The sequence below is a fragment of the Pedobacter sp. JCM 36344 genome (genome assembly GCF_046546555.1).
Classification (GTDB): Bacteria; Bacteroidota; Bacteroidia; order Sphingobacteriales; family Sphingobacteriaceae; genus Pedobacter.
In genome coordinates, this window is record NZ_JBKHKK010000009.1 from 132121 (window position 1) to 156532 (window position 24412).

Genomic DNA, 24412 nt, shown 5'->3' on the forward strand with positions numbered 1-24412 from the left:
CATGACTAAAAAGAATTACCTGTTCCCTTTCATAATGATCACCTCGCTGTTTTTCATGTGGGGATTTGTCCACAATTTAGACCCGATTTTGATTCCGCATTTGAAGCGGTCATTCAGCTTAACTACTTTGCAAGCTTCACTAGTGGACTCTGCGGTATTCATTGCCTATTTTGTAATGGCCTTACCTGCTGGGATCATCATGAGGAAATACGGATATAAAGCCGGGATTATCATTGGTCTTGTTTTGTTTGCTGTTGGATCTTTTTTGTTTATCCCTGCCGCAAATACACAGCTTTATGAGTTCTTTTTAGGCGCGTTATTTATTATAGCCTGTGGCCTTACTATTTTGGAGACCGCAGCCAATCCATACGCGTCGTTATTAGGCCCACCTGAGACCTCCACATTTAGACTAAACTTCGCACAGTCTTTTAATGGTTTGGCAGCAACGCTGGCTCCCATTATTGGCGGGCAAATTATATTGGTAGAGGGAATCTCGGATGAACAACTCAGTACGATGTCTGCTTCTGCTCAGCAACTGGCATTGGCTTCTGAAGCCTCTTCTGTTAAAACTCCTTACCTTATTTTGGGATTAATCATTTTGGTGATTACTGTGATTTTCGCCTTAATTAAATTGCCTGAAATTGTAGAAGAAGAAAGTGCCGTTGAAAGGGAATTATCTGGTAATCCGTTCGTGAGGGCTTTCAAACACACGCACCTAAACTGGGCCATTGTTGCTCAATTCTTTTATGTTGGGGCACAAGTTTGCGTGTTTAGCTTGTTTATCCTTTATGCAGAAAAAGTTGCAGGAATGGATGGGCAAACCGCAAAGTGGTATGCTGGTTTCGGTGTAGGTCTTGCCTTTATGATTGGACGTTTCGTGGGTACTTTCCTGATGAAATTTTACAAGCCATCAAACTTATTGGCGATCTACTCTATTATATGTGTGCTGCTTTGTCTGGTAGCGATGACCGTCTCTGGAATGCTGGCGGTTTACACTGTTATTGGAATTGCCTTCTTCATGTCCATCATGTTTCCCACTATATTTTCATTGGGAATTAAAGACCTGGGGTCGGATACAAAATTTGGGAGTAGCCTCATCATCATGTCGATAGTTGGTGGTGCAGTGCTGCCGCCTATTATGGGGTATATAGCCGACCAGTCTGATATACAAGTCGGTTATATCGTACCATTGGTGTGTTTTGCGGTTGTGTTCTTATTTGGACTCCGTGGACATAGAATATCAAAAAAAGTTTAAATTAGTTGACGATGAAAAGATATTGTTTGGCGCTTGACCTGGTTAACGACACTGCGCTAATTGAGGGGTATGAAGAAATGCATGCCGCAGTTTGGCCAGAAATCCAGGATAGCATTACTTCTGCAGGCGTAGACCTGATGGAAATTTACCGTTTTGGAACCCGGCTCTTTATGATCATGGAAGTTAATGACACTTTTTCTTTTGAAAGAAAGTCTGCCATGGACGAGGCGAACGAAAAAGTACAGCAATGGGAGGAACTGATGTGGAAATACCAGCAAGCAGTACCTGGTTCCCAACCCGGAGAGAAATGGGTGCTTATGAATAAGATATTTGAATTAACGACCTGATGTCAGATAATATAAGAAAAAGTTTTTTACAGATTCATCCGGAGGACAATGTATTGGTTGCTTTGCAGGATCTTTTTAAAGGAGATGTGATCGTTTTTAATGGTCAAAATATTCTATTGCAAGATGACATCCATGCAAAGCATAAGTTTTTTATCAATGCAATGGCCATTGGCGATGAAGTGCTAATGTATGGATTGTTGGTAGGTAAGGCGACTTTGCCGATCCTAAAAGGTGGATTAATGACGACAGAAAACGTACACCATGCCGCCGAGGAATATGGTTACCGTAAAGTGGACTACAAATGGCAGAAGCCCGATGTATCTGCTTATGAAAGTCGGACCTTCAATGGCTATCACCGAGAAGACGGCAGAGTGGGCACAGCAAACTATTGGCTTTTTGTACCTACCGTTTTCTGCGAGAACAGAAACTTGGATGTTATCAGGGAAGCGTTACACAATACACTGGGCTACAATGTAACGGATAAATACAAGCAATTTACGGAGCAATTGTTGGATGCGAGTTTACAGGGGAAGGACATTTCTACCTTTGAGATTGATGAGATCGCTTTTGCGGGCAAACCTACGAAAAGGGTGTTTAAAAACGTTGATGGTATCAAGTTTCTAAACCATCAGGGTGGGTGTGGTGGAACCAGGCAGGATTCGTCTTTGTTAAGTAACTTGCTTGCCGCTTATGCGGATCATCCTAATGTTGCAGGAATTACTGTACTCAGTCTCGGTTGTCAGCATCTACAGACAGGTAGTTTTCTAAATGATATTTTCGCAAGAAACCCACTATTCAAAAAGAAGGTATTGGTTTTTGAGCAACAACAGAGTCAGAGTGAAGATCAGCTCATAAAAGATGCGATACTGAAAACTTTTGTCGAACTAAAAGAGATCAATAAGATCGAGCGCAGTCCCGCACCCCTGAGCAAACTGTGTGTTGGAGTGAAATGTGGGGGTAGCGATGGCTTCAGTGGAATATCTGCAAATCCCGCTGTTGGCTATACCTCAGACCTATTGGTAGCGCTAGGCGCTAAAGTGCTGCTGGCTGAGTTTCCAGAATTGTGTGGTGCGGAACAAAATATCATAGACAGATGCGTTGACCAGCCTACAGCGGAGAAATTTATCCGTTTGATGCGGGAATATGATGCCCAGGCGCATGCAGTAGGTTCAGGATTTCACATGAACCCCTCACCGGGAAATATTAAAGATGGCCTGATTACGGACGCCATCAAAAGTACTGGTGCCGCTAAAAAGGCAGGCACTTCACCGGTAGTCGATGTGCTTGATTATACGGAACCCGTTACTAAAGCTGGTTTGAGCCTGGTTTGTACGCCCGGTAATGATGTGGAAGCTACCACAGGGAAAGCTGCGAGTGGTGCCACATTGATCCTTTTCACTACAGGACTGGGCACACCCACGGGTAATCCCGTTTGTCCGGTAATTAAAATTGCTACTAACACTTCGTTGGCCAATAGAATGGGTGACATTATTGACATCGATGCAGGAGCGATCATCCGTGGAGAAAAAACCATTGAAGAAATGGGTGCAGAGATTTTAGAATATTGCATTCTTGCCGCGAGCGGAGAAGTAATTCCTAAAGCGGTTCAGTTAAACCAAGATGATTTTATTCCATGGAAAAGAGGAGTTTCATTATAATTCAGATATATGTTTAGTTTAAAAGGAAAATCTGCCGTTATCACTGGCGCCGGAAGTGGAATAGGTAGAGCAATTGCCGTACTTTTTGCAAAGCAAGGCGCTCACGTACATGTAATAGAAGTTAACGAAGCCGCAGCCCAGGGAACCATTTTAGAAATTAATAGCCTGGACGGAACCGCAAATATCCATGCTTGCGATGTTACTAGTCAGGAAAAAGTCTTGAGCGTGTTTAATGCGATTGATAATATTGATATCCTTGTGAATAATGCAGGTATCGCTCATATTGGAAAAGCCCACACAACCAGCGAAGCTGATTTCATCAGAGTTTTTGATGTAAATGTCAAAGGCGCTTACAATTGTTTATTCGCTGCAATTCCATTGATGAAAAAAAAGGGCGGAGGGGTAGTTTTGAACATGGCATCTATAGCTTCATTGGTGGGCATTACTGATCGTTTTGCTTATTCCATGAGCAAAGGAGCTATCGCGGCCATGACCTTGTCAGTGGCTAGAGATTATATGGCAGACAATATCCGGTGTAACAGCATTTCTCCTGCAAGGGTGCATACGCCTTTCGTAGATGGGTTTATCGCAAAAAACTACGCTGGACAAGAAGCGGAAATTTTTGAAAAGCTTTCAAAGAGTCAGCCAATCGGCCGCATGGGCGAGCCGAATGAAGTGGCTACTATGGCTTTGTATTTATGTTCTGAAGAAGCTAGTTTTATCACAGGTAATGATTATCCGGTAGACGGAGGATTTGTAAAAATAAATAACTAAGGCAATGAAATTAATAAGATGGGGATCGGCAGATCAGGAAAAGACAGGGGTAATTATTAACGATCTCTGGTATGACACCTCCGCATTCGGCGAGGATTACAATGAGCAGTTCTTTCAGAATGATGGCTTAAATCGCCTGGAAAGCTTTTTAAAAAACAATGAGGGTACGTTACCAACGATTTCGGCAGACACAAGATTAGGTTCGCCAATTGCAAGACCTTCAAAAATCGTTTGTATCGGATTAAATTATGCTGATCATGCTAAAGAAACAGGTGCAGCAATGCCCCCTGAGCCAGTAGTATTCATGAAGTCTACAACAGCCTTAACAGGCCCGTTTGACAATATTGTTATTCCAAAAAATTCTGTAAAAACAGACTGGGAAGTGGAGTTAGCAGTAGTTATTGGAAAAAAGGCAAGTTACATAGAAGAAGCAGATGCCCTCGACTATGTGGCCGGGTATGTATTGCACAATGATGTTTCAGAACGTGAATTCCAGATGGAAAGAAATGGAACTTGGGACAAAGGAAAGGGTTGTGATACTTTTGCGCCACTAGGCCCATTTCTAGCTACTCCCGATGAGATTGGAGAGGTAGATAACCTGCGTTTATGGTTAACCTTGAATGGAAAAACAATGCAGGATGGAAATACATCCAACTTCATATTTAATGTGCCATTCGTAATCGCTTATGTTAGTCAATTTATGACTTTGCTTCCTGGTGATGTCATTTCCACGGGGACTCCTGCGGGAGTTGGATTAGGTTTCAAACCTCCCATCTATCTTAAAGAAGGTGATGTGGTAGAACTGGGCATTGATGGACTTGGGACCTCTAAACAATACGTTAAGAGTTATGTTAAAGATTGATTCACATCAACACTTCTGGAAATACAATGATGGCATGTCTGACTGGATTACGGAAGACATGTCTATCCTTCGTCGTGATTTCATGCCAGATGACCTTGCCCCGATTTTAAAGGAATCTACAATCGATGGATGTGTTGTCGTACAGGTGAATCAAAGTCTCGAAGAAAACATTTTCCAATTGGACAATGCTGGCAATCATGATTTCATTAAAGGTGTTGTTGGTTGGGTAGATTTACAGGCTACCAATATTGAAGAACAATTAATGGAACTAAGCCGTCATCATAAACTCAAAGGCTTCAGACACATTCTCCAAGGAGAACAGGATCGCGCATTAATGCTAAAGCCTGCTTTTTTAAGTGGGGTTCAAGCATTAGCAAAACACAATTTTAGTTACGACATTTTGATTTACCCTGATCAGCTGGAATATATTCCGGACTTTCTAGGTCAATTCCCTGATCAGCGATTCGTGATTGATCATATTGCTAAACCGGACATTAAAGCAAGAAATATTAACGAGTGGGCGGCGGGTGTCAGAGGCCTAAAAAGTTTCGACAATTTATTCTGCAAAGTTTCGGGAATGGTTACTGAAGCCAATTGGACGAGCTGGAAGCCCGAAGATTTTGATCCTTATCTTGACGTTATATATGAAACCTTTGGTGCAAAAAAACTCATGTTCGGTTCAGACTGGCCAGTTTGCATGGTTGCAGGGGAATACAAGGATGTAGTTTCTATCGCCCAAAACTATGTATCTAAGCTAACAGCAGATGAACAATCCCTTTTTTGGGCTGATAACGCAATAGATTTTTACAATTTAAACTAAGCAGTCTATGGATTTGCAATTAAAAGATAAGGTGATCATCGTTACCGGTGGTGCTAAAGGTATTGGAGAAGGGATTGTTAATGTCCTAGCCAGAGAAGGAGCAATACCTGTTGTGATTGGAAGAAATAAAGCCGACAATTTAAAAGTAGTGGATAAAATTGTTGCTGAAGGGGGACAGGCTTACCAGGTCGTGGCAGAATTATCTGACCCCAACGCTTCAGAGCAAGCAATCGTAGCGGTTCTAGCGAAGTTTGGAAGAATTGACGGCTTAGTGAATAATGCTGGAGTAAATGATGGTGTGGGGCTGAAAAATGGGACTTACGAGGGTTTTGTTTCCAGTCTGCATAAAAACGTCATTCATTATTACCTTATGGCTCAGAAGGCGTTACCCGAACTTATTAAGTCAAAGGGCTCAATTGTAAACATTGGATCTAAGGTTGCAGATACTGGGCAAGGTGGAACATCTGCTTATGCGGCATCAAATGGTGCAAGAAATGCGCTTACCAGGGAATGGGCAGTCGAGCTATTACCCCATGGAATCCGCGTAAATGCAGTAATTGTTGCAGAATGTTTTACTCCGCTGTACCAGACCTGGATTAACTCCATTCCAAATTCAAAAGAAAAGCTGGCAGACATCATTTCAAAAATTCCTTTGGGTAAAAGAATGACTACTGCAGAAGAAATTGCAAATGCAGTGGTATTCCTATTATCAGAAAAGTCAAGCCATACAACAGGTCAGTTTGTTTACATTGACGGCGGTTATGTGCACTTGGACAGGGCTATTAAATAGCCTTTGTCTCTGCACTTAACCACTCTTGTTCATCTAAGGAAAGCAATGGGCTCAGCTTATCAAAAACCAATTGGTTATATTCATTAAGCCAGCTGACCTGTCCGTTTTCCAGAAGCTCTTTTTTAACTATTTTAGTGCTGATAGGTGCAATGGTTAAACATTCAAAAGCGTAAAACTCATTAAATTCGTTATTTACGTCTCTCACCGTATTGACTAGATTTTCTATTCTGATTCCATGTTTTCCCGGGCGGTAAATGCCTGGTTCCACTGAGGTGATCATCCCGACTTCGATAGCAACAAGAGTAGGGGTTGGATTGAAAACCTGCGGACCTTCATGAACATTTAAGAAGTAACCTACTCCATGACCTGTTCCATGACCATAGTTCAAAGCATGATCCCATAAGGGCTTTCTTGTAATGGCATCGATTTGATAACCGCAGGTTCCTTTGGGGAAACGCAATTTACAACCATCAATCATTCCTTTTAGAACCAGGGTATAATCAATTGATTCTTCTTCTGAATTTTCACCCATTGGAATTGTCCTGGTGATATCCGTGGTGCCATAAAAATACTGGCCTCCTGAGTCGACTAGAAATAAGCCTTCTGCTTTGACTTCCGAATTGCTTTCCTCAGATGCACCATAGTGTGGCAATGCGCCATGTGCTTTATAAGCACTGATGGTTGTAAAACTATCTCCGATGAAGCCTTCCTGTTCAGATCTGTATTTTCTAAGCTGCTCTGCCGCTGAAAGCTCTGTGATAAGTATTTTCCCAATATTTTCTGAAAGCCATTTAAGAAAGCGGGTAATTGCCAACCCATCCTTAAGCATGGCTGCTCTGGTATTATTGAGCTCAGTTTCGTTTTTTACTGATTTAAAATTTGTAGAAGGATTTGTCTCTTTAGCGATTCTTGCAGTCACTGGGAGCAATTTAGCGTAGGCAAAGCAGGTCCTTTTAGGGTCAATCAGTATGATGCTGTTTTTATTTGTGCTTGCAATGGCAGCTTCGATTTCTGAATAGTCTAAAACCTCAACACCACTATGTAAAAGCTGCTCTTTTTCTTCGCTGTTAAGCTTTTCTTCGTCTATAAATAACTTTGCATGATCCTGATCTATTAGAGCAAAACCCAATACGACAGGATTATAATTTACATCCTTACCGCGGATGTTAAATAGCCAGGCAATATCGTCTAAAGAGGAAACGAGGTGCGTTGTGGTGCCTGATTTTTCCAAGTGAGTCCTAACTGCCGCAATCTTTTCTGCAACAGATTGACCCGTAAATTCTTCTGCTATTAAGAAAGCTTTCTCTTGAGGAAGGGCAGGGCGATCCTTCCAGATTGGATTTATATAATCTTTATCAATTAAGTTGATTCCTTTTAATGAAAACTCAAGAGTAAACTGCTCTCCTAATAATACTGATACCAGCTTTTCATTGCTTCCGATAGTTGCACCCGCAGGAAACTTGTGTGTTAGCCATTGAATATATTCAGGAGCATGTTGTACTTGTTGTTTAACTAATTCGAAACCGCTGTTTTGCAACTGTTCTGTAGCCTGTTCAAAATACCTGAAGTCGGTCCATAGACCAGCGGAATTTTCAGTTATTACCAAGGTGCCGGCAGAGCCTGTAAATCCAGATAGGAAAGGAATGCATTTATAATGTTGAGGAAGATATTCACTCATGTGTGGATCCGCAGACGGAATGATGTATGCTGAAACATGGTCAGCTTTCATTTGCTTGCGGATCTGTTCTAGTTTTTCAGAATAAGTCATGATAGTAGAATTAAGTTCTGGAGCGATAAGCAAAGCTAGGAAAAATGTTGCTTAAGATAAGGTGCTAAGTCGGTTCCTAAAAAAGCTATCGGACAACCTGTATAACCAATTTAGGATAGGACAGAGTTAAGGTTGTAATTTGGGCAAGTCCAATACAAGTCCAATGTAAAAGCAATGCAAGTCCAATCTGGCCGCTTTAAAATTGGACTTGCTACTCATTTGTTCCACTTTTGCATTGCTTTCTTTCAGACTAGTATGTAAGCCAAACTACTTTCCTCCTAAACGTATAGTCATCATAGTTTTGTATTATTTCTCAATATGAATCTTGAAAATAATCTGGCGCGACTTTGAACATGTGAAGTCAGCTATTTTCAGTTTAATATGCTGAGCCATAAATATTTGCTAGTTTATTTTGTTGATTTTCATTTTATTAGAATCCATGGCTTATTTTTTGACGTAGGTACAACTTTACAGAATATCAGTTTCCGTTTAGTACATTATACAAAATTTGCGATTTTAAACTAGGGCCTAAGAAATTAATGAGTTACCAAGATTATAAATGTGGTAAGTGCAATACCGATTTTCATTATCAAGTGCCAAGGGGATTTGTTCTTAAGCATTTATTAGGTTTCTTGCCGATAAGAATTTACTGGTGCCCTAAATGCACTACGAATCGCTATGTCTGGATTGGAAAAAAAGAGAAAAGTAGATATTGAAAAGTTTACATATATATATATTTGCACAGGGATAACGCTTTCAAAGTAATTCTTACCAATATAAATTTATGAAGAGATCTTTATTTCTCGCATTTTTTTGTGCAATAACATCTACGGCATTTTCTCAAATGAGCGGTAATAATAATTATTCCATTGCAGCAAGGGGTTATACCTTGATGCAAATGCCGAAGGTGTTAAATGAATCAGATTCTTATAATTTAGTGGAAGCTCCTTTTAATGGGGTGATGTTTAAATTTAACGACAATCAGATTAGTTACCGTTTAAACGGGACCTATTACAATAAATCTAAAAGCTTTTATAACAACTGTGAAACTTGTGAGGCTGCCGACGGGGAGCTTATTGACTACTCTTTTAAAATTGGTTTTGAAAAGAATTTTAATTACTCGAGAGTTCAGCCTTACTTTGGGATAGATCTTGGTTACCGTTCTAATAGATTTAGCGGGGTAATACAAAATAATAATGAACTCAAAGCTATGGTGTCGAAGGGAACAGTTAGTGGTCCTGCCTCAGATATAGAAGCTACAAAAACAGGAATGATTTTAGCGCCATTTTTAGGTTTTAAAGTAAATATTATTAATCAACTTTCGTTTTTTGCTGAGGCCAATTTAGATTACTTTTATTCTTATGAAAGACAGGAAATGGTCACTCAAGATGTTAATAATACAAGGACATTAAATAAATTTTATAAATCAGAGTTTCTTTTTAATCCTGTTTCCGTTGGACTTCAAATTCATTTAGGAAGTAACTAGTTCTGGCATTTCCCATTCATTAATTGTAAAATTCGTATGTTTGCGGCCATAGATTTTTAATCATACCAAATGAAAGTTGCATTAATAACTGGAGTTACCGGGCAAGACGGGGCCTATTTAGCTGAGTTCTTATTGAAAAAGGGTTATTTTGTTCATGGTTTGAAAAGACGCTCCTCACTTTTCAATACTGATCGGATCGATCACCTTTATCAGGATCAGCATGAGAACGGTGTGAATTTTAAACTTCATTTTGGAGACCTGACCGACTCAACTAATCTAATCCGTATTATTCAGGAAACTCAGCCAGACGAAATTTATAATCTTGCCGCGATGAGCCATGTGCAGGTAAGTTTTGAAATGCCAGAATATACTGCGAATGCAGACGGTATTGGTACCCTAAGATTATTAGAAGCATTAAGAATATTGGGCTTGGAGAAAAAGACCAGAATTTACCAGGCTTCGACTTCAGAACTCTACGGATTAGTACAGGAAGTCCCTCAAAGTGAAACTACTCCTTTTTATCCTCGATCACCCTACGCGGTTGCTAAAATGTATGCCTATTGGATCACTGTGAATTATCGGGAGGCTTACGGTATGTTTGCGTGTAATGGTATCTTATTTAATCATGAGAGTCCATTAAGAGGGGAAACATTTGTTACCCGTAAGATCACTCGTGCAGCTTGTAAGATTGTTTTGGGTTTACAAAATTGCCTTTATTTGGGAAATCTTTCCGCACAGCGGGATTGGGGACATGCAAAAGATTACATTGAAGCGATGTGGCTGATCTTGCAGCAAGATGTACCTGAAGACTTTGTGATTGCAACTGGTGTTACGACGACAGTGCGCGAATTTGTGAAGATGAGTTTTTCGTTATTAGGGATTGAAGTAGAATTTAGTGGCAAAGACCAGTATGAGCGCGGTGTGATTATAGATGTAGATCAGGAACTTGTTTTGAGTTTGGGTCTCAACGATGAACATTTGAAGCCCGGGACTGTAGTAGTTCAGGTCGACGAGAAATATTTTCGTCCGACGGAAGTTGAGTTACTTTTAGGAGATCCTACTAAGGCAAATACTAAACTTGGCTGGATACCAAAATATGATTTAGCTGCGTTAGTTCAGGATATGGTTACTGCAGATTTGAATTTGATGAAGAAGGATGAGCATCTAAAGTTAAGTGGTTTTAAAACACTCAATTATTTTGAATAACTTTATGCCTCTAAACCTTCTTATGAAACTTAAAAAAGCATTAACAGGCTTTCTGTTTTTTATTTTCCTTTTGTCTACTCAGGTTGCATTTTCTCAAACCAATTACGCAGATGTTAAGGTTGATGAACTTTCTGATGCTAAAATCAGAGAAATGATGCAACGTGCTGAATCTGTTGGCTATAATGATGCTCAGTTGGAGCAGATGGCTGCGGCTCAAGGGATGAAGGCGGAGGAGATTACTAAACTGAGAGCGAGGGTAGCAAAAATTCGGGCCGGATCAGGAACAATTAACTCTAAGGATACTGAAGTGCAATCAAATGGTAGAACTTCGGCTGCGAGAAATATACAAAGGGATTCGACTATTAAGGTTGATGTTCTGGGCGATTTGAGACCCAAGATATTTGGGTCGGAACTTTTCTCTAAAGGTAACCTTTCGTTTGAGCCTAATCTTAGAATGGCAACGCCAAGAGGATATATAATTGGCCCTGATGATCAGCTTCTAATTGACTTAAGTGGTGATAATGATGTTAATTATGACTTGAAGGTTAGTCCAGATGGAACAATACGTTTACAATATGTTGGTCCGGTCTCCGTAAGCGGCTTGTCCATTGAACAAGCAACTTCGAAGATTAAAACAAGTTTAGCTTCCACTTATCCCTCAGTTGGTAATGGAAGAACAAGTATTTCTGTTAATTTAGGTAATATAAGAAGTATTAAAGTGACCATATTGGGAGAGGTGATTAAGCCAGGTTCTTATACTTTATCTTCACTGTCAAGTGTTTTCAATGCTTTGGATGCTTCGGGGGGACCAAACTCGAATGGTTCATTTCGTAAGATTCAGGTGATCAGAAATAATAAGGTAGTATCTACAATTGATGTATACGACTTGTTATTGAATGGAATTCAACGAGGAAATATCCGCTTGCAAGATCAAGATGTAATTAACATTCCTGTGTATCAAAGTAGAGTTGAAATAGCTGGAGAAGTTAAAAGACCTGCTTTGTTTGAGGTTGTCGCTGGCGAGAATCTGGCTGATGTTATTCGCTTCGGGGGTGGTTTTAGCAATCAGGCTTATACTGCACAAATCAAAGTTTTACAGAATACCAATAAAGAAAGAAGTATAACAGATGTGCCTGCGGAAAGCTTTAATATTTATGGTCCATTAAATGGTGATAAATACGTTGTAGAAAAAATCTTAGATAGATTTGCGAATCGTGTATCTATATCGGGAGCATTATTTAGACCAGGTGAGTTTGAATTGGAGAAAGGCCTAACACTTAAGGGACTGATTTCAAAGGCTGAGGGATTAACTGAAGATGCGTTCCTTAATAGAGGTTATATAAATAGATTAAATGCGGATAATACACCGTCGTTAATTTCATTCGATGTTGCGAAGATTATTGCTGGCACTGATGCAGATATTGCTTTGCAGCGAGAGGACAGAGTTACTATCTCTTCGTTATTTGATTTGAGGGATGAGTATAAAGTTAGTATCCAGGGCGAAGTTCGCCAGCCTGGAACTTTTGAATACGGTGAGAGTATGAGCCTGGAAGATTTGATTCAGATGGCTGGTGGATTTAAAGAAGGAGCTACTCCAAACCGTATTGAGATTTCAAGAAGGATTCGAAATAGTGATGCCTTATCTAAGTCAGCAAAAACAGCTGAGTTATTTACTGTGAATGTTGATCAAAACTTAAAGTTGCAAGGAGATACCTTTAAGCTTCGACCTTTCGATATTGTATCTATTAGGAATGCTACCGGATATGAAGTTCAACGCCAGGTTAAGGTTGAGGGTGAAGTATTGTACCCGGGTGTTTATACTATTACTTCGAAAAACGAGAGGCTGTCTGATTTGGTTAAGAGAGCGGGTGGTTTGACACCTTCTGCTTATACTGAAGGTGCTTCGTTGAAAAGGCCTGGACCTGCGGTCACGAATGTAACTGATAAGAATGCTATTGACATTAAGGAAGAGGAGGAAAGGAAATTACTTAATCTTAAGAGGCTACAACAAAGTGGCGCCAAGGATACACTGACCTCTGAGATTAACCAGAAGATAATTACTTCAGATTTAGTTGGAATTGATTTGGAACGAATACTAAAGAAACCAGGAAGTCGTTACGATCTATTAGTTGAAGAAGGTGATGTGCTAAGAGTGCCAAAACAATTGCAGACTGTGAAAGTTACAGGGGAAGTATTAAGCCCAAATAGTATAGTTTTTTCTCCACGTAAAACATTCAAGCAATATGTAAACGGAGCTGGAGGATTTACTTTCAACGCTTATAAAAAGGGGGCGCATATAAGATATGCCAATGGTTCTGTACAGGCAGCAAGTAAATTTCTGTTTTTTAATAACTATCCAAAAGTGCTGCCAGGTGCAGAAATTTTGGTGCCTAAAAAGGCTGAGAGAGAACCTTTGACAGTGCAGGGCTGGATTGGAATCGGTACTGCTGTTGCTTCTTTGGCGGCGATAGTTGTTTCTTTACTCCGATAGGCTGGATTATAATATGGAAATTAATTTGAAAGTGGAAGAAAGGAATCCGGAAAATCCTGATGAAATTTCTGTAAAAGATTTGATCCTTAGGATTCGTAGATGGAGGCGTTATATACTTTCACATTGGGTGTTTGTCTTTGGATTTGGGATACTTGGAGCTGGTCTTGGCTTTACTTACTCGTATATTAAGAAGCCGATTTATATTGCTACAACAACTTTTGTATTAGAAGATGATAAAGAAGGAGGTGGGTTAGGTTCAATAGCTGGTTTGGCTTCGTTTGCGGGCCTTGATTTAGGAGCTAGAGGGGGTGGAATTTTCCAAGGAGATAATATTCTAGAGCTATATAAATCAAGAAGCATGATTGAGAAGACTCTACTAAGCAAGTTAGACGGAGAAAAAGGAGAATTGCTTGTCAATCGTTACATTAACGTATATGGGCTAAGAGAAAGTTGGAATAATAATCCTCAATTGTCAAAACTTAAATTCTCAGATGACGGCCTTAACTTTCGGACATCTGAATTCGGTAATATTTTTCAAAGAACCAGAGATAGCGTCTTGAGTGAAATTGTTGATAATATTAGGAGAAACTATCTTTTGGTAAGTAAGCCGGACAAGAAAGTAAGCATCATAAGAGTTGATGTAAGATCAAGTGATGAACTTTTTTCTAAGGCATTCAATGATATCTTAGTTCGAAATGTAAATGAATTTTATGTTCAGACTAAAACCAAAAAATCATTAGAAAATATAAGCATTTTACAAAAAAAAACTGATTCAGTACGAAATGTAATGAATGACGCAATATATTTCGCCGTTGCTATTGCAGACGCTACACCAAATCTAAATCCTACGAAGCAAATTAAGCGACTTGCGCCAGCTCAAAGATCCCAATACTCGGCAGAGACTAATAAAGCGGTAGTAGGTGAACTAGTGAAAAATCTAGAAATGAGTAAAATTTCACTTCTTAAGGAAGCACCTTTGATACAGGTTGTTGACCAGCCAATTTATCCATTGACAATTGAAAAAATAGGAAGAATGAAAGGGCTAGTGCTTGGCGGCTTTCTGATGACAATGATTTCAATTATTTTTTTAACCGCAAGAAAACTTTATAAAAAATATTCATTAAATGATTGATCATAAAATTGGAATTATTGGCTTAGGTTACGTTGGCTTACCTTTAGCTGTAGAATTTGGAAAAAAATATGAAACATTAGGCTTTGATATTGATAGAAATAGGATCGCTGAATTAAAAAACCATGAGGATCGAACGTTGGAAATAACAGCTTTTAACATTCGGGATTCATTCAATCTTAGTTTCAGTTATTTGGAATCCCAGTTGGAGAAGTGTAATGTATTTATCATAACTGTTCCGACTCCTGTAGATAAGTATAATAAACCTGATCTGACCCCCTTAAGAAAAGCCAGCGAAACCGTCGCCCGTGTTTTGAAGAAAGGTGATATCGTTATTTACGAATCAACGGTCTATCCTGGTGCTACAGAAGAGGAGTGCGTTCCAGTTTTAGAAGAAGTATCAAATTTAAAATATAACATTGATTTCTTCTGCGGTTATTCACCAGAGCGGATCAACCCTGGAGATAAGGAGCATACTGTGTCGAAAATTCTTAAGGTTACGTCGGGGTCTACGCCAGAGATAGCTGAAATTGTTAACGATTTATATGCTTCGATTATAACTGCTGGAACGTTCAAGGCTTCATGTATTAAAGTTGCTGAGGCTGCTAAAGTAATCGAGAATTCTCAAAGGGATATCAACATTGCATTTGTCAACGAACTATCCAAAATCTTTAATCTATTAGGTATAGACACAAAGGAAGTTTTGGAGGCTGCCGGAACAAAATGGAACTTTTTGAAATTCAGTCCTGGGTTGGTTGGAGGGCATTGTATTGGTGTTGATCCCTATTATTTAGCGCAGAAAGCTCAGGAGGTTGGATATCACCCTGAAATTATTTTGGCAGGTAGAAGGCTGAATGATAGTATTGGAGCATATGTAGCTGACGAAACTGTTAAATTGCTCGTTAAAAAACAGATAAATGTTGCGAAAGCTAATATTTTAATTATGGGATTCACATTTAAAGAGAATTGTCCTGATGTGAGAAATACTAAAGTTGTTGACATTGTAAAAGAGCTTCAAAAATACCATTTGGATATAACTATTTTTGACCCATGGGCGAGTAAGGATAGCGTAAAACACGAATATGGTTTAGAAATAATTAATCACTTAGTCGAATCTAGTCACACAGACTATGACGGAATTATTCTAGCTGTCGCTCATCAAGAATTCATGACGATGAATATAGAGAATCTTAAGAAGGAAAATTGTGTAATTTTCGACGTAAAGGGAGTACTACCTAAGACTTTAATTGATAAAAGATTATAACATGACAACTGATGAAAGAAAAATTGGGGAGAACTCATTCTTAATAACTGGTGGAGCTGGATTTATTGGCTCTAATTTGGTAAAATTTCTGCTCAATAACGGAGCTAAAAAGGTTAGAGTTCTGGACAATTTCAGCAATGGTCATAGAAAAAACATTGAGGAATTTAGTTCAAATCCAGCATTTGAATTGTTAGAGGGAGATATTAGAGATAAAAATATCTGCGAAAGCGCTTGTATTGATATTGACTTTGTTTCACATCAGGCGGCATTGGGCTCAGTTCCACGCTCCATCAATGATCCATTAGCAACTAATGAAGTAAATATTACAGGGTTCTTAAATATGTTGCTTGCGGTGAAGAATAGCAATGTAAAACGAATGGTATACGCTGCGTCTTCTTCCACTTACGGAGACAGCAAAATAATGCCAAAAGTTGAAAATGTAATCGGTAACCCCATGTCACCATATGCTGTCACTAAGTATGTTAATGAATTATATGCACATGTTTTCGCTTTAAACTATGGAATAGATACAATTGGTTTAAGGTACTTTAACGTATTTGGGCCAAAACAAGATCCTAATGGAGCATATGCAGCGGTAATACCATTGTTTGTCCAAGCCCTTTTAGATGATAAATCTCCATTTATAAATGGAGATGGTGAGCAAACCAGAGATTTTACATATGTTGATAACGCAGTACAAGCTAACGTTAAAGCAATGCTTACAGATAATAGCGGTGCATCAAACCAAGTTTTTAATGTCGCAGTAGGAGATAGGACTTCATTAAATGTGATGTTTGAAATCTTAAAGAAGATTGAGAATAAAACACTGCAACCTATTTATAAAGCTAGTAGACAAGGTGATGTAAGAGATAGTTTAGCAGATATTTCTAAAGCAAAAAATTTGATCGGATATTGTCCGAAAGTAAGGTTTGAACAGGGTCTAATTGAGACATACAACTGGTATAAAAATAATCAATCATTTATAAAGAGATAATATGATTAATGTGACTAAACCAAATCTCCCTAACATTGATGAATATATCGATATTCTAAAGGGGATTTGGGAACGAAACTGGCTTACGAATAACGGCCCATTAGTTAATGAGCTGGAGATGAACTTAAAAGGTTATCTTAATTTAGATCATTTGCTGTATTTAAATAATGGAACAATCGCAATTCAAATCGCTCTTAAAGCACTTGAATTAAATGTAGGGTCCGAGATTATAACAACGCCGTTTTCTTATGTTGCTACAACTTCAAGTATCGTTTGGGAAGGATATAAGCCAGTATTTGTAGATGTTGACGCATCAACCTTCAATATTAATCCTAAGATTATTGAGGAGGCTATTACTGATAAAACAACCGCTATCCTCGCTACGCATGTATTTGGTAACCCATGTGATATTGAAGCAATCGCTAAAATTGCTGAAAAATATAATCTGAAAGTAATCTATGATGCCGCACATTGTTTTGGCACTAAATACGATGGCAAATCAGTGTTTTCTTACGGTGATGTGAGTACGACAAGTTTCCATGCAACAAAGCTATTTCATACCATAGAGGGGGGGGCTGTTTTTACCACTAATCCTGCTTTGCTAAAAAAAATGGCTCACATGAGAAATTTTGGTCATGATGGACCTGAAGATTTCGAGTGCATAGGGATCAATGGAAAAAATTCAGAATTTCATGCTGCTATGGGTATTTGCAACCTCCGAATGGTTACTGAGATTTTAGCAAGCCGAAAGGAACTAACATCGTTTTATAATAATTACTTAAAGAATCGGCTCCAAACAGTTTGTATCACTACTGGAGCGGATTTTAATTACGCTTATTATCCTGTGGTCTTTGAATCAGAAGAAGTACTACTGAAATGTGTATCTGCGTTGAATAAAAATTACATATATCCAAGGCGTTACTTTTATCCCTCGCTTAATACACTCAAGTATATTGATTATCAGGTATGCAGTAATAGCGAAGCGATCGCTAAGAAAGTTTTGTGCCTACCACTTTTCTATGGCCTAAGGAAAGAAGATGTTGATTTTATTTGTCGAATTCTATTAAGATCACTTAATTACTGAGTTTTGAAGATAGCAATTATGCAACCCTATTTTTTTCCATACGTGGGATATTACAGTTTAATAAAACATTCCCAAAAATTTCTAATTTTTGATAAAGTGCAATTTATCAGACACGGATGGATTGACCGAAATAGAATACTTAAACCTATTGAAGGTTGGCAATATATTCAGGTACCTTTGCTTAAGCATCCTCGCGAGGCTCAAATAAAGGACATTGAAATTCGAAATTCAGAGCCTTGGCGAGACAAGTTAAAAGCACAACTGACACACTACAAGAAACGTTCGCCATACTATTCTCAGTGTATGGAAGTGATTGACTCTGCCTTATCTATACAGACAGAAAGTATTGTTGAATTAAATGAACATATTTTAAAAACTACTTGTAAATATCTGAATATAGACCTTGACATAGCAACTTTCTCCAACCTGGACTTGCAAATTGAAGACGTGCAGGCGCCTGACGAGTGGGCTTTAAATATCTCTTTAGCCATGGGATTCGAGACATATATAAACCCCCCAGGAGGCATGGACTTTTTTAATAGAGAAAAATACCATGATCACGGAGTAGATTTGATTTTTCTATCAAACAACATGCAAAAATATAGTCAAATGAGGACGTCGTTTGAGAACGGTCTATCTATAATCGATTTGATGATGTTTAATAATGTAGATAATATTAACTTGATAATAGACGATATTACTTTAACGAAATAATATGATTTTAAAATCTGCGGAAAACAAAACGTTGTTTGTAAAAGACATGTTGTTCACGAAAAATGCTAGGGCGGCATGGGAGCATGTTCTATTTAGCTTTAAAAAGCTTAATCCGATGTCATGTGTACTCATGCCTTCCTATATTGGCCATACAGATCGTGAGGGATCTGGAGTGTTCGATCCCGTTAAGTCTCAAAATGTTGCTGCGGAATTTTATAAATTAAATGAAGATCTTACTATAGATAGGGAAGATTTTTTGCGATTATTAAAGACTCGAAAATTTTCGTGTGTGCTGGTCATTCATTATTTTGGATTTTGCAGAAATAACATGTTTGAGATAAGCGCTCTTTGCCATGAGAATAATGCATTGTTGATAGAAGATTGTGCACACGCTTTCCAATTATACAGAAGGGAACCATCAGTAGGTAATTATTGTGATTTTAGCTTTTATTCATTGCACAAATATTTATCGACTAAGGCAGGAGGAATTTTAGTTAATCACTCAAAAGTTGTTACCCTTGCACCACTTTTGGACTCAAATAAGATGTCCTATGATGATTTGGAACATTTTGCAAAGTCAGATCTGGAGGCAATATCAGAAAAGCGAAGGTTGAATTACGTCACTTATTATAATTTGATAAAAAATAACTCACACATTACAGTATTATATCACTTATTAGAAAGCGATATACCTCAATCGTTTCCAATTAGAATTAAAAACGGTGACCGTGAGGGCCTTTATTTTTTCCTTATGGAGCGTGGTGCGCCAACTACAGCTTTGTATTATAGAATGATTGCTGAAATTCAGTCTAGAGAATTTCCTATTTCTCATGAAATAGCTTCCGATATCTTAAATCTACCGGTTCATCAAGACACAGAAAGGGAGGATATACAAATCATCTGTGATTTAATAAGTGATTTTTTTAGTTAAAAATATGAAAATTGGGTTTTATGTTTCAAGAACTGCTACACGACTTAAAAAGTTTTTAAAAGTTGTAGAACTGCAACACCTGGAAATTGTAGAAAAAATTGATTTTGTAGTAACAGATAATTTAGATGATGGAGAATTAGAGCACTTATGTAATTCTTTATCAATTAAGTTCATCTATTTAAGTTTATCGAACATTAAGTCCAAAAACCTTTATAGTTCTGATTTCGTATGCTCAATAATGGAGCAGCGAACAACTAACTACCTTTTCATCTACTGTGACTCGATAATTAAGGGGGATATTCTTAAAAAGTTTCCAAATCGAATTGTTAACTTTCATCCTTCACTTCTTCCCTCCCATAAAGGATTATTAGCAATCGACCAGGCTTTAAAAGACAAGACGTTTCTTCTTGGGAACACGGCACATTTCGTAGACGCTGGAATTGATACCGGCCCTGTAATTATGCAATCGATTTTTCCATCGGCTCATTTTACACATTATAATCAGGTATTGGATTTACAGATTCCAATGCTAATTCAGCTGTTTTACTGGTTTAGTGATAATCGAATAGTTGTTTCCGACAATAACACTGTACTCGTTGAGCGCGCCGTTTACCACATTGATACTTTCATTCCTAATTTAGAGATAAGTAACCGAAATGCCTACTCCGTCACTTAAGCGAAATATTGTCGCGAATTATTCAAGTCAAATTTTTACCATTACTGTAAGCATTTTAACCCTGCCAAAGTTAATAGCTATCATGGGAGCAGAAGCTTATGGGTTAGTTGCCTTTTTTATGTTAATGCAATCTTGGCTAATGTTGCTAGATCTTGGAATGTCTCCTACACTTACGCGCGAGATTTCGAGATATAATGGCGGTGCGTTAAGTGGTTCAGATTTACTTCGTTTTTTTCATTTCTTAAAAAAAATATTCATCGGGTTATCACTTTTAATTTTTATTGTAATTGCTGGACTATCTGATGTTATTGCTTCATCATGGTTGAAAACTCAATTAATTGATCACCGAACCTTGGTTTATTGCGTGGTTTTAATGGCGGCAATCTTGGCTATCAGGTGGGTAACTAGCATTTATAAAGCAGTTGTGACCGGGTTCGAAAAACTTGTTTGGTTAAGTATTTTCAATAGTGGAATAGCTGCTTTAAGATTTTTAGGGGTCTTTATCGTATTGCTTTATGTGGATAAGTCTCCTATGTTCTTCTTTAGTTATCAGCTGATAGTAGGGATTATCGAAATTGTACTTATTATAAGATACGCACACAAATTACTACCGCTTAAAAGTCAAACTGCAGATATTAAATCTACTCCGCTTAAGGCATTGTTGGGCTTTTCTATGACAATAGCATTTACGAGTGCAGTTTGGGTGATAGTCACGCAGACTGACAAACTAATTTTATCTAAGCTTCTTACCCTTTCAGAATTTGGATACTATGCACTGGCGGTTCAATTAGCAAGTGGAATTTCCTTAATTGCAAGTCCAATAAGTTCTGCTATACTGCCTAGACTAACGAGATTTGAGGCGGAAAGTAAGCATAATGAATTGATTGCTCTTTATAGACAATGCACACAAATGGTAACCATTATCTGCGGTACTCTTGCGCTCATATTGATTTTTTTCTCTAATCAACTTCTTTATGCTTGGACTGGAAGTTCAGACCTAGTTGCACACGTTGCTCCTTACTTAAGATTATATGCTGTTGGGAATTTATTTCTAGCCTTTGCTGCTTTTCCTTATTATTTACAATATGCGAAAGGCAATTTAACATTACATCTTTATGGAAATCTCGGCTTTATTATCTTTTTAGTTCCATCGTTAATATTCGTTGTAAATAAGTTCGGGGGACTTGGAGCCGGCTATGTATGGATCTTTGTCAATGCTTCATATTTATTCATCTACGTCCCTTTTATTAATCACAAATTTGACCCTCATCTGAATAAGCTGTGGTACCTGAATGACTTATTAAAGCCTTTAGTACCTGGAATCTTGATTGCATTATTAGCCTATTTTTTTATTCCAATAAGTGGGAACAGGTTTGTAGCTTTTTTCGAGCTTTCCCTAATTGCACTATCAGTTTTATGCGTTTGCATGCTATCATCTGACAAACTAAGAGGTTATATTAATATAAAATCGTTAAAAAAATCATGACTGTTCCAGTAGTATCTGTTTGTATAGTGAGCTATAATCAGGAGAATTTTATCGGACAATGCTTGCAAAGTATCGTTGATCAACAAATAGAATTTCCAATTGAGATCCTCGTCGGTGATGATTGCTCAACTGATAGAACTCGTGAAATTCTTCTGGAGTATGCAAAAAGGTACTCTTATATAAAAGTGTTCCTTCATAAAAAAAATATAGGTCCATGGGAAAATCTATTGTATGTACATAAAAGGGCTGCAGGAAAATACGTTTCTCATTTGGATGGTGATGATTATGCATTACCCGGAAAATTAGAAGCCCAATATGCATTCATGGAAAAGCATCCTGATTGTAACCTTGTCTGGCATAGAATGATGTCTTTAAGTCCAAATGGTGTATTGAAGGAAGATCGGATAGACGCAGATCGATTTCCAGACAAAATTACGGCAGATATGATTGCTTCATTGATTACTGTAGGTGCAAATAGCTCAAAATTTTATAGGAATGGGTCCTTAAACTTCGAAATGCCGAAATTCCCTGTATTAGATTACCTAGCGAATATAGAGCAAGTAAAAAATAGTTATGGTGCTTTTACTAATAATAATATTTATGGTGTGTATAGGCTCGGAATAGGAATAGCGACGACATCGGACTTTACAAAAATTACTCTGGGTAAGACTTTTCTTTATCTCGCTTCGAAATATCCCAAGAAGAAAGCTTTCATAAATAGTGCTTGTCTTATGCTGATGTTAGTAGATTTGAAAAACTTCCGGTTTACTTTTTTTATGTATTTTGGTGTATGGGTAAGAACTTTTCACGTTAAATGTTTCTTTCATTTCTTAAAAAACTATAAACTAATAAAAATGCTAAGCTATTAACTAAATATGTTGAATTTACTTAAGAGAGATTTAAAGCGGTATTCGAAAGTCTTTAAGCCTTTTCCGATTATTAGAACAATACTATTTGAACACTCTTTTCACTTGGTATTCTTTTTCAGGCTTGGTTTTTTTTTCAGAACAATCCCCATTATTGGAAGTTTTTTAGGAATCATCACTGAATATTTCATCAGAATCTTTTTTGCTAGCGATATTAGTTGTCGTGCCAAAATTGGAGGAGGATTATTTATTGTTCATGGCCATGACATTGTAATTGGGTCGAAAGTAAAGATCGGAGAAAATTGCAAAATTTTTAATGGAGTTACATTAGGTGGAAAATATACCGAAATTGAGGATGCACCCCAACCTTCTGTCGGAAACAATATTATTCTTTCGACAGGAGCGAAGATACTAGGTGATATTTTTATTGGAGATAACTCTGTTGTAGGTGCTAACAGCGTAGTGCTTACATCCGTTGAACCAAACTCCGTTGTTGTTGGCATTCCTGCCCGATATGTTAAAAAAGATGTTCAATAATAAGAAACCATCGGAAATGGTTGGTTATAAAAAAGAGTATAACCTTTGGTTATTTAGCTTCATTATAGTGAATGTAATTGCTACAGTCGTTATGTATGAATCAGGACTCTTACTGGGAGACTTGGAAAGCGTGGATGTTTATAATAATGCGACGCTTTTGGCTGCGCTTGCCATGGTAATTTTTAGTTACTATTTTATTTTAAGATGGATTTTTAATATTTTAACAAGGATTAGAATTCCTCGAATCTTTGACATAAGAAAATTAAATGGAACCGGCGAAAAAATTTTGGGATACACTTTATTTGCCTTGCAAATATTATATATAATATTTAATTTAAAAGAAGGTACTAATACAGCGGGGGCAGTAAATGTCAAGACTGACTCCATATGGGCATATTTTTGGGTTTTAGTTCCTGTGGATGGACTTTTCTATTTGTATTACGGCTTTCATAGGGAAGATAAACTATTCAAGTATAACCTATTAATTTTTGTTTTATCAAACCTGATGAGAGGATGGTCCGGAGTTTTTCTATTCATCGTATTCTTCGAGTGGTGCAGAGCTTTCAGAAGAAATAAACTTAATTATTTGAAAATAACAATTTTAGCTGTAATTGGAGGAATGCTTTATCCTTTTCTCTTGAATTTAAAATGGGTGATCAGAGCTGCATCAGCGAGTCAGCAAAATCTGTTAAGCGTGAGCTCGGTGTTTCTTGATCTTGTTGGTAATGTGAGCTATGTTGAAATGTTTTATAAGGGAATAGCTCAACTTTCTGGAAGATTGCAGCAAACGGCTATTTTAGTAGAGATAATACACTACAAGGCATTATTGCAAGATGAATTCACAAAAGGGATGATCTTGCCCTTTTGGAGTGATGGATTACCTCAAATAATATTTCGCAGAGCTTTAGGTACCACCGCACCACCTAGTATTGGAGTTGGAATAACAACCTATCTTTTTCCAGATTCATTATTTGATTTGGGCTCTTACAATATTAGTATTGGATATATGGGATGGTTTTTCATAGCACCAAACTTCGCTCTATTGTACATAATGTATACTTTTTTCTTATGCATTATATCTGTCGTATTGTTAAAGCAACTTGACCGAAAAGAAGGGGGATTGGATGCATTGTGGCTAGCATGGCTAGTTTATTTATTAGCAGGATGGCTAATTCAATTTATAGCCTTTATCTACGCCATTTTTGCTTTTATAATATTGACCTTGCTTACACAATATTTCTCTAGGTTACGGCTAAAATGGAATTAAGATACTA

At 37.8% G+C, this 24412-nt stretch carries 22 protein-coding genes; 21 read left to right on the forward strand and 1 reads right to left on the reverse strand.

The genetic code is table 11. The annotated features are described in order from the left end of the window. Position 1 precedes the first annotated feature (1 nt). From fucP to ACHFIZ_RS10720, 7 genes are read left to right on the forward strand one after another with little or no spacing between them, the layout of a single operon-like run. Positions 2-1255, forward strand: a complete 1254-nt coding sequence (gene fucP / locus ACHFIZ_RS10690; protein WP_410885632.1) for an L-fucose:H+ symporter permease — start codon at positions 2-4, stop codon at positions 1253-1255. An 11-nt stretch (positions 1256-1266) separates the two neighbouring features. Continuing rightward, positions 1267-1602 carry an L-rhamnose mutarotase gene (locus tag ACHFIZ_RS10695; RefSeq protein ID WP_410885634.1) on the forward strand — a complete coding sequence of 112 codons (336 nt, stop codon included), beginning with the start codon at positions 1267-1269 and terminating at the stop codon, positions 1600-1602. Next, positions 1602-3260 carry a UxaA family hydrolase gene (locus tag ACHFIZ_RS10700; RefSeq protein ID WP_410885636.1) on the forward strand — a complete coding sequence of 553 codons (1659 nt, stop codon included), beginning with the start codon at positions 1602-1604 and terminating at the stop codon, positions 3258-3260. The genes ACHFIZ_RS10695 and ACHFIZ_RS10700 overlap by 1 nt, the downstream gene beginning before the upstream one ends. Before the next feature lie 9 nt (positions 3261-3269). Continuing rightward, complete coding sequence (locus tag ACHFIZ_RS10705; RefSeq protein ID WP_410885638.1) at positions 3270-4034, forward strand: SDR family NAD(P)-dependent oxidoreductase; 765 nt, start codon at positions 3270-3272, stop codon at positions 4032-4034. Positions 4035-4038: 4 nt separating this feature from the next. Beyond that, complete coding sequence (locus ACHFIZ_RS10710) at positions 4039-4896, forward strand: fumarylacetoacetate hydrolase family protein (RefSeq protein WP_410885640.1); 858 nt, start codon at positions 4039-4041, stop codon at positions 4894-4896. Beyond that, positions 4883-5716, forward strand: coding sequence for an amidohydrolase family protein (locus tag ACHFIZ_RS10715; protein ID WP_410885641.1), 834 nt, complete (start codon positions 4883-4885; stop codon positions 5714-5716). The genes ACHFIZ_RS10710 and ACHFIZ_RS10715 overlap by 14 nt, the downstream gene beginning before the upstream one ends. 7 nt (positions 5717-5723) lie before the next feature. Beyond that, entirely contained in the window at positions 5724-6506 is a 783-nt protein-coding gene (locus ACHFIZ_RS10720; protein ID WP_410885643.1) for an SDR family oxidoreductase, read from the forward strand. Here the strand turns inward: ACHFIZ_RS10720 and ACHFIZ_RS10725 are convergent. Then, positions 6499-8274, reverse strand: a complete 1776-nt coding sequence (locus ACHFIZ_RS10725; RefSeq protein WP_410885645.1) for an aminopeptidase P family N-terminal domain-containing protein — start codon at positions 8272-8274, stop codon at positions 6499-6501. The genes ACHFIZ_RS10720 and ACHFIZ_RS10725 overlap by 8 nt on opposite strands. A 784-nt stretch (positions 8275-9058) precedes the next feature. On the opposite strand from ACHFIZ_RS10725, the gene ACHFIZ_RS10730 reads away from it, so the two are divergent. The 14 genes from ACHFIZ_RS10730 (at position 9059) to wzy (ending at position 24405) form a co-directional block, all read left to right on the forward strand. After that, positions 9059-9760 carry a hypothetical protein gene (locus ACHFIZ_RS10730; RefSeq protein ID WP_410885647.1) on the forward strand — a complete coding sequence of 234 codons (702 nt, stop codon included), beginning with the start codon at positions 9059-9061 and terminating at the stop codon, positions 9758-9760. A gap of 69 nt (positions 9761-9829) precedes the next feature. Then, the gene (gene gmd, locus ACHFIZ_RS10735; protein WP_410885649.1) at positions 9830-10966 is read left to right on the forward strand and encodes a GDP-mannose 4,6-dehydratase; all 1137 of its coding nucleotides are present in this window, start codon (positions 9830-9832) and stop codon (positions 10964-10966) included. 22 nt (positions 10967-10988) lie between these two features. Beyond that, positions 10989-13457: an SLBB domain-containing protein gene (locus ACHFIZ_RS10740; protein ID WP_410885651.1), complete on the forward strand. Its 2469-nt coding sequence runs from the start codon at positions 10989-10991 to the stop codon at positions 13455-13457. A 13-nt stretch (positions 13458-13470) separates the two neighbouring features. Continuing rightward, positions 13471-14589: a lipopolysaccharide biosynthesis protein gene (locus ACHFIZ_RS10745; protein ID WP_410885653.1), complete on the forward strand. Its 1119-nt coding sequence runs from the start codon at positions 13471-13473 to the stop codon at positions 14587-14589. Further along, complete coding sequence (locus ACHFIZ_RS10750; RefSeq protein WP_410885655.1) at positions 14582-15850, forward strand: nucleotide sugar dehydrogenase; 1269 nt, start codon at positions 14582-14584, stop codon at positions 15848-15850. The genes ACHFIZ_RS10745 and ACHFIZ_RS10750 overlap by 8 nt, the downstream gene beginning before the upstream one ends. Continuing rightward, on the forward strand, positions 15834-16844 hold the full coding sequence (locus ACHFIZ_RS10755; RefSeq protein WP_410885657.1) for an SDR family oxidoreductase: 1011 nt from the start codon (positions 15834-15836) through the stop codon (positions 16842-16844). The genes ACHFIZ_RS10750 and ACHFIZ_RS10755 overlap by 17 nt, the downstream gene beginning before the upstream one ends. Before the next feature lies 1 nt (position 16845). Beyond that, positions 16846-17928: a DegT/DnrJ/EryC1/StrS family aminotransferase gene (locus tag ACHFIZ_RS10760; protein WP_410885659.1), complete on the forward strand. Its 1083-nt coding sequence runs from the start codon at positions 16846-16848 to the stop codon at positions 17926-17928. Between the two features lie 3 nt (positions 17929-17931). Next, positions 17932-18642: a WbqC family protein gene (locus ACHFIZ_RS10765; protein ID WP_410885661.1), complete on the forward strand. Its 711-nt coding sequence runs from the start codon at positions 17932-17934 to the stop codon at positions 18640-18642. A gap of 1 nt (position 18643) precedes the next feature. Continuing rightward, positions 18644-19573, forward strand: a complete 930-nt coding sequence (locus tag ACHFIZ_RS10770) for a DegT/DnrJ/EryC1/StrS family aminotransferase (protein ID WP_410885663.1) — start codon at positions 18644-18646, stop codon at positions 19571-19573. 4 nt (positions 19574-19577) lie between these two features. Further along, positions 19578-20249 (forward strand): formyltransferase family protein, encoded by a 672-nt coding sequence (locus tag ACHFIZ_RS10775; protein WP_410885664.1) that lies wholly within the window; start codon positions 19578-19580, stop codon positions 20247-20249. After that, the gene (locus ACHFIZ_RS10780; RefSeq protein WP_410885666.1) at positions 20230-21735 is read left to right on the forward strand and encodes an oligosaccharide flippase family protein; all 1506 of its coding nucleotides are present in this window, start codon (positions 20230-20232) and stop codon (positions 21733-21735) included. Before ACHFIZ_RS10775 ends, ACHFIZ_RS10780 begins: the two co-directional genes overlap by 20 nt. Continuing rightward, positions 21732-22604, forward strand: a complete 873-nt coding sequence (locus ACHFIZ_RS10785; RefSeq protein WP_410885668.1) for a glycosyltransferase family 2 protein — start codon at positions 21732-21734, stop codon at positions 22602-22604. Before ACHFIZ_RS10780 ends, ACHFIZ_RS10785 begins: the two co-directional genes overlap by 4 nt. Positions 22605-22610: 6 nt before the next feature. Beyond that, positions 22611-23138 carry a serine O-acetyltransferase gene (locus ACHFIZ_RS10790; protein WP_410885670.1) on the forward strand — a complete coding sequence of 176 codons (528 nt, stop codon included), beginning with the start codon at positions 22611-22613 and terminating at the stop codon, positions 23136-23138. Then, positions 23128-24405 carry an oligosaccharide repeat unit polymerase gene (gene wzy / locus ACHFIZ_RS10795; protein ID WP_410885672.1) on the forward strand — a complete coding sequence of 426 codons (1278 nt, stop codon included), beginning with the start codon at positions 23128-23130 and terminating at the stop codon, positions 24403-24405. The genes ACHFIZ_RS10790 and wzy overlap by 11 nt, the downstream gene beginning before the upstream one ends. Positions 24406-24412: the final 7 nt, after the last annotated feature.